This window comes from Microcoleus sp. LAD1_D3 (genome assembly GCF_036702135.1).
Classification (GTDB): domain Bacteria; phylum Cyanobacteriota; class Cyanobacteriia; order Cyanobacteriales; family Microcoleaceae; genus Microcoleus.
This window is the reverse complement of sequence record NZ_JAUBSB010000004.1, coordinates 218,188-224,781: the sequence shown is the minus strand read 5'-3', so window position 1 is coordinate 224,781 and position 6,594 is coordinate 218,188. Positions and strand designations below refer to the sequence as shown.

Genomic DNA, 6,594 nt, shown 5'->3' with positions numbered 1-6,594 from the left:
AAGCCCTTCAAGTGGACTTATAAGGGTAAAGTATTAGCGGTTTAGTGGGTATTCTATTTTCGCCGAGCTGTACTAGTCACGTCAATTTCCACAACTAAATCTGGCGGCGGATCTTGATTGAGATCGATTTGTTCTTTGTCCCAAACCACATCCTCATTTTCGATATAGTAGCACTGATCCGGTTCCAAACCGCGAGCCAAATCCTCCCGCCTGCAAGTTAGAGAACCCAAACTGCAAATTTCAACATTCAATTCATCACTCACGCTTTCTACAAAACGTCCCAAGATTTTTTTGTACTTTTCGTGGGGGGCTGATGGAGTCATAATTTCTAAATTTCCGCGATCGTAAGTCAGGCGAATTCCTCTCTGTTGGGCTAACTCATTCACTAGGGATTCGTAAGTTTTCCAGCTAATGTTTTTCAGCAGAATTCCGCTACTTTGACTCGGGATCAGGGTGGCTGTCATGGCTACCTGCCTAGCTTTTAAATTATTGATTGTATATTAGCAAACATTATCTTGATTGATGCGCGATCGCCCTTTGAGAGAGACTTTTGAAGGGAGCATCTCTTTCGGAGAGTAAAAAGCATTTGTGAGGAGTGCGAGCGGGACGTTGGCTAGGTTGTATATCCCTAGCGAGTTCTCACACCGAACACTCCTGCGAAAATAAAATTGGGATACTTCCATTGACCAATGTTAAAAACTAGATTTTTCTAGTTTTTAACATCGGTGATTGACTGCGACAAATCACTTCGTCGCAGTCAATACATTACTTCGCGGCTTGACGCTCTTTTGCCGCCTTGATCACTTCTTCAGCGATGTTATTCGGACAAGGAGCATAGTGCGAGAAGGACATGGAAAACTGGCCGCGCCCAGAGGTCATAGTACGCAAGTCGCTAATGTAACCAAACATTTCGCTCAACGGTACATCTGCCTTGATCCGTGCTCCTGTTTGTCCTGTCTCCTGAGATTTCATCATCCCCCGGCGGCGGTTGAGGTCGCCGATCACGTCGCCCATGTAATCATCTGGAGTGAATACATCGACATTCATAATCGGTTCGAGCAACTGAGGCCCCGCTTTCGGCAGAGACTGCCGATAGGCTGCTTTGGCAGCAATTTCAAAGGCCATTGCTGACGAGTCAACGGGGTGGAAACCGCCTTCTAGAAGCGTGAATTTCAAGTCCAAGCAGGGGAATCCGGCCAAGACGCCTTTGTCGATGCAGCTTTCAAAGCCTTTTTCGACGGCTGGCCAATATTCTCTCGGCACGCTACCACCGGTCACTTTTGACTCAAACTGGAAGCCACTTCCCACCTCACCAGGCTCGATCACATAGCCGATTTTGGCAAATTGACCGGAACCACCTGATTGCTTTTTGTGGGTGTATTCGTCTTCGAGGCGCTTGGTAATCGACTCGCGGTAGGCCACTTGTGGTTCGCCGACTTCTACTTCGATGCCGTGGGTGCGCTTGAGAATGTCTACTTTGATGTCGAGGTGTAACTCGCCCATCCCCTTGAGAATCATTTCGCCGCTTTCTTGATCCGTCACCATGTGGAAGGATGGGTCTTCTTGCACCATCTTGGTGAGGGCTGCTCCCATTTTTTCTTCGCCACCTTTTTGTTTCGGTTTGACCGAAATCGAAATAACGGGATCAGGGAATACCATCGGCTCTAGGGTTGCGGGATTTTTGGGGTCGCAGATGGTGTGTCCGGTGCGGACGTTTTTCATACCGACGATCGCCACAATGTCCCCGGCTTGGGCCGATTCAATTTCTTCGCGAGAGTTGGCGTGCATTTCCACCAAACGGCTGATGCGCTCGGTTTTGCCTGTGGCGGTGTTGAGTACGGTGTCGCCCTTGGACAGAGTACCGGAGTACAAGCGTGTGAAGGTTAGAGCGCCGTAGCGATCGTCCATGATCTTAAACGCGAGTGCCCGCAATGGTCTGTTGGGATCGACGAGCGCAAACTCGCCGGTTTCCTCGCCATCGAGATCGACTTCTGGCTGCGGTGTGACTTCCATCGGGTTTGGCAGGTAGTCAACTACGGCATCAAGAACCAACTGCACGCCCTTGTTTTTAAACGATGAGCCACAGTAGGTGGGGAAAAATGCCCGATCGCGAGTACCTTTGCGAATACAGCGCTTGAGGTCATCAATACTCGGTTCATTGCCTTCGAGATATTGTTCCATCAGAGCGTCGTCTTGCTCTACGGCCAGTTCGATCAACTGTTCGCGCCAAGTTTCGACATCATCGACCATATCGGCGGGGACATCTTTAATTTCGTAGTTCATCGGATCGCCGGAGTCATCCCAGATCCAGGCTTTGCGGGTCAGCAAATCGACTACGCCACAAAACTTTTCTTCTATGCCGATCGGCAATACCATTACCATCGGTTTAGCGCCAAGGATTTTATCGACTTGCTTGACAACGCGGTAAAAATCTGCACCGGTGCGATCGAGCTTGTTGATGTAGATGACGCGAGCCACTTTGGAATCGTTAGCGTAGCGCCAGTTGGTTTCAGATTGCGGTTCAACTCCACCCGAACCGCAGAACACACCAATGCCACCATCGAGAACCTTCAAAGAACGGTAAACCTCGATCGTAAAATCGACGTGTCCCGGAGTATCAATGATGTTGAGCTGATGATCGTTCCAGAAGCAGGTGGTAGCAGCGGACTGAATCGTAATCCCGCGCTCTTGCTCCTGTTCCATGAAGTCAGTAGTCGCCGCGCCTTCGTGAACTTCACCAATTTTGTGGATTTTGCCTGTCAGTTTCAGGATTCTTTCTGTTGTGGTGGTCTTGCCAGCATCTACGTGGGCGAAGATGCCAATATTTCGATAACGAGTGAGATCTTTCATAATTACTGTTGAGATTAAATTCGACGAACCGTCGGCGACCACCTGCAAGCGTAACCAGCGAGGAATCAATGTTGCCTTAGGCGCCAGTACAGGCTAGATTTCCTTTCCCCTGTTTCTGGCAGAACTATCTTAATTTTGACACTTTCCCGTCATTCCTGCGAAGGATTTTTGGTTTAATCAGTACGGGAATCCTTACAATTCATAAAAATACCCTAGACCAAGGGAAAAATTTTCTGTGAAAGTTAGGTTGGGTTCAGAAAGTAGGTTGGGTTGAGGCAGGCGTACCCAACAAATTCTTGTTTTTGACGCTTCGCTCAACTTGATATTTTGCACCATTCTCAGCAAAACGGTATAAAGCGGGTTTTCCTGACAAAAAACCTCAGCTTTTACGTGACTTTGTGGCAAGAAACCCGGTTTCTGACATTAAATAGGTAGGTGCAAATAAATCAGCCTACGGGGAGAGGGTGGGTGAGTGCAGCAATAAACTGCCGACTTTGATAGATATTCGCTTAACCTGCGACTACAAAATATTATTAAAAACCCCGTTGCTGCGTCCAAAACTATCTAAGTCAAAATCGACCCGCTCATCATCCGCTGATATCTCCGCTCCAATTCATCCCGCACCACCGGCCATTGATTCAAACTTTCATCATTATCAATTACCATTTGAGCCGCCGCCCTCGCCAACTCCAAAACCTCCTGATCCTCCACCAAACTCGCCAAAGCAAAATCTGGCAAACCCGACTGCCGAGTTCCCAAAACCTGACCAGGCCCGCGCAATCTCATGTCCATTTCTGCAATAAAAAAACCATCTTGAGATTGTTCTAAAACTTTCATTCTCTGCATAGCTTCCGCAGTTTTGGAACCGGGCATTAACAAACAATAAGAACGGTTGCTGCCCCGACCCACTCTACCCCGCAACTGGTGTAGTTGTGACAGTCCAAAACGCTCAGAATTTTCAATCAGCATTACCGTGGCATTCGGCACGTCTACTCCCACTTCGACGACAGTAGTAGATACTAAAATATCCGTTTCTTTGTCCCGAAACTTAGAAATTGCCTCATCTTTGTCGGCACTGCTCATTCTCCCGTGCAGCAAACCCACCTTAAACTCAGGAAATACACTTTTTTCAAGTTTTTCTTTTTCCTCAATTGCCGATCGCACGTCCAACTTTTCCGACTCCTCCACCAGCGGCAGCACCACATAAACTTGACGCCCGCTCGCCACTTCCCGCCGAATCAAATCGTAAGCTTGAATCCGTTCTTTTGCAGACAGTACAGTGGTTTGAATCGCCTGCCTACCGGGGGGAAGTTCATCAATTTGACTCACATCTAAATCCCCATGCAGCGTCAGCGCCAGCGTTCGGGGAATGGGAGTTGCCGTCATCGTCAAAACGTGGGGAGCTTCGCCTTTTTGCTGCAATTTAGCACGCTGTTGTACACCGAATCTGTGCTGTTCGTCAATTACCGCCAAACCCAATTTATGGAAATTTACCGTATCTTGAATTAGTGCGTGAGTTCCCACTAAAACGGGCAATTCTCCGGTTTCTAACTGGTTGTGAATTTCTCGGCGCTTTGCTACTTTTGTGGAACCAGTTAACAGTTCAACAGACAAGTGCATCAAGTTAAACCAACTTACCAATTTGCGGTAATGCTGTTCTGCTAAAACTTCTGTGGGTGCCATTAAAGCGGCTTGATAGCCGGATTGAATAGCTGCTAGCATTGCCACGACGGCGACTACGGTTTTGCCGGCGCCGACATCGCCTTGAACTAATCTATTCATCGGTTGCGATGAAGCTAAATCGTTGAGGATGTCATTAATTACTCTTTCCTGAGCATTCGTCAACGCAAAAGGCAAGATTTCATAAAAATGTTCGATCAATTTGCCACTAGGAAGGATGACTGCACTCGCTTGAGCTTTCCTTTGGGTTTGGCGGCGCTTTAAAAGTCCTAATTGCAGGTAGAAAAATTCGTCAAAAACTAAGCGACGGCGGGCGGCTGCCAAACAATCTCGATCGAGCGGAAAGTGAATATTAGTCACGGCATCGGCTAAACCCATTAAACCGTAACGCTCGCGCAAATCCTCTGGTAGCGATTCTGGCAACATTTTCGCCGCCGGCATTGCAGCCAAGATCGATCGCCTCACCGAACCAGCATCCACCCCCTCCGTCAGCGGATAAACTGGTATCAGGCGGCCGACTTTCATTGATTCGATCGCACCGCCGGAGTCGTCTAATACTTCTAACTCAGGATTTTCTAAAGTAATTCCATATTTACCCTGCTTCACCAACCCGGAAGCTGCTAGCACCGCACCAGTACAATACTCGCGCTTTTTGAATTCTTGCCAGCCGCGATTGCTGTAGCGAGGGCCTGCAAAAAAACGACTTATTTTTATTTCTCCGGTGCGGTCTTTTAAAATTACTTCTAATATGGTTAATTTCTTATTCTTAGGACTAGAAAAGCAATTGCAGCGCTTTACTTCTGCGATTAAAGTGACAGTTTCCCCGGCTACTAGCTCGCGAATTTGTACTTGCTTTGCATAGTCGATGTGGTTGCGTGGATAGTAGTAAAGCAAGTCATATACAGTGTATAAACCCAGTTTTACCAGGCGGTTGCCGTTGGCGGGGCCAATGCCGGTGACGCGGGTTAACTGTTGGTCGAGAGTCAGGCTGGGCGGTGGGGGTGCTGTACTCAGGGGTGCAGTTCGGGGAACGGAAACTGTTGGGGCGGTTGTTTCGGAAGAGTTTGCGGGTCTGACTTGTCTTGCTGGTTCTTGCTGGTGGCGAGTTTCTTGTTCCCAAACTTGCTCCATTTGCCTCAGAAAACTGACCGTAATGGCGATCGAATGTTGGCGCTCTTCGAGATCTTTCTGAGGGTAGATGTCAAATTCAGCGGCTAGTTGTCTGGCTCGATCGCGCGCAGAAGCGACCACAGCACCTGCAAGTTGTCTCAAACTCAGGCCCAGAAACTCGCTGAAGCGGTATTGACTGCCTTGGATGTCGTTAAATCCGCGATCGGCTTCTACTGAAAGAGCTTTTTGCAATCGCTGCCATTCGGGTTGGTTATTAGTCATCAGTCATTAGTTATTAGTCATTAGTCATTAGTTATTAGTCATTAGTCATTAGTCATTAGTTATTAATCATAGCTCAAGAATTCCAGACAACTGACACCTGTCAATTGACAACTGACAACTGTCAATTGACAACTGACTAATCTTCAAACCAACTCGATCGCCAAGCCGACTCAGCCTCCACCACAGCGAGTTCCCGCTGCTTTTTCTGGTAATCGCGGCCCAGCGAGTTCAACTTTACAGATAGGTTACGAATTTGCTGGCGCCAAGCCGAGGTTCCCGCATCGGCAAACTCTATTTCCGATAGCCGCAGTTTAATCGCTGTAATGTGCAGCGCCCTACTACCCAAGGTTGCCGCCAATTTTCGCGATGCTGATGAGGCATCGGTTTCAATGATTAAGTTTAATAAGTTAGGCGGCCCGGCAACACTATCGCCGGAGGATTCAGCACCAGAAGCAGCTTCTAGAACCGGTTCTGGCAATTGACTCGGCAAGATTCCCGACTGTTGCAGCAAGCGGTTGGTGTCGCGCGAAAGCAGCTTGAGTATATGGACGATCGACTTTTCAATACTATTTTGCCAGCGTGCCAAACTTTCAGGGGAATTGGCGTTTGGCAATTGATAATTTGCCAAGGAAAATAGATAGTTAATGGCGGAAACTTGTTTTTTTTCCTTTT

General features: G+C 48.0%; 3 protein-coding genes and 1 pseudogene. All 4 read right to left on the bottom strand.

The genetic code is table 11. From position 1 onward, the window contains the following. Positions 1-53: 53 nt before the first annotated feature. Complete coding sequence (locus QUA74_RS03895) at positions 54-464, bottom strand: Uma2 family endonuclease (RefSeq protein ID WP_333325130.1); 411 nt, start codon at positions 462-464, stop codon at positions 54-56. 301 nt (positions 465-765) lie between these two features. After that, a complete protein-coding gene (gene fusA / locus QUA74_RS03890) occupies positions 766-2,850 on the bottom strand; it encodes an elongation factor G (protein ID WP_333325128.1) in 2,085 nt (694 codons plus the stop codon). Between the two features lie 564 nt (positions 2,851-3,414). Continuing rightward, on the bottom strand, positions 3,415-5,922 hold the full coding sequence (gene recG / locus QUA74_RS03885; RefSeq protein WP_333325126.1) for an ATP-dependent DNA helicase RecG: 2,508 nt from the start codon (positions 5,920-5,922) through the stop codon (positions 3,415-3,417). Between the two features lie 136 nt (positions 5,923-6,058). Next, positions 6,059-6,594: pseudogene (locus QUA74_RS03880) on the bottom strand (hypothetical protein); the annotation flags it as partial.